The organism is Oceanispirochaeta sp. M1, from assembly GCF_003346715.1.
Lineage (GTDB): Bacteria > Spirochaetota > Spirochaetia > DSM-2461 > DSM-2461 > Oceanispirochaeta.
The window spans coordinates 1-622 of sequence record NZ_QQPQ01000146.1 but is presented as its reverse complement, the minus strand read 5'-3'; the positions used below and the strand labels follow the sequence as shown (position 1 = coordinate 622).

At 36.8% G+C, this 622-nt stretch carries 2 protein-coding genes; both read right to left on the bottom strand.

What is annotated here, in order from left to right; all coding sequences use genetic code 11:
* Nucleotides 1–224 (bottom strand): IS66 family insertion sequence element accessory protein TnpB (tnpB, locus tag DV872_RS26235; RefSeq protein ID WP_158547204.1); only part of this gene is annotated, 224 nt, incomplete at its 3' end.
* Entirely contained in the window at nt 221–550 is a 330-nt protein-coding gene (locus DV872_RS26775) for a hypothetical protein (RefSeq protein ID WP_114632913.1), read from the bottom strand. The genes tnpB and DV872_RS26775, both read right to left, overlap by 4 nt.
* Between the last annotated feature and the right edge of the window lie 72 nt (nt 551–622).

Sequence of the window (622 nt, the reverse complement as noted above, 5' to 3'; positions counted from 1 at the left end):
GTCTCTTTCTCTATCTTCTTCTGCCATAAACAGAATCCATTGTTATCCCAGTAAAGGGCTTTCAGGATCTTCCTTTCCCGATTACAGAATAGAAAAATGGAAGATGAGAATGGATTAAGCTCCATATCATCCTGAACTATGACTGTTAGTCCATTGATCTGTTTCCGCATATCTGTTCTACCGGGCTTAATAAAAATATCTGTTTTACTAAGATCTGGAATCACTTCAGGCTCCAAAGAGTCGCGATGAAAAACTGGAGACACTGATTATTCACCGTTGTCGGTATTTCAAAAAATATCCCTGAAGGGAAAGTAATTTTTACAATCTCAGAATTACTACTAACATCTGATTCGGGAACTTGATTTATGGATTTTTCTGGTGCAATCCGAACCAGTTTCTTTTTTGGGACATCTGATTCTCTTTTTATACGCTGATCCCGGAGAGTCCAATAATTTAAATTATTTCTATGGCAATACTTTTTTTGAGTAAGTCCTGACTCTTTATAGTCCCGGATTATGTGATCCCAATCTTCTGATGTTCTTCTTTTCATTTTCCACTCCTTTAGAATAGAAAATGCATAGAAATCTCAGTTACTGGTAGATGGGGCTTTATTAGCGGTTAC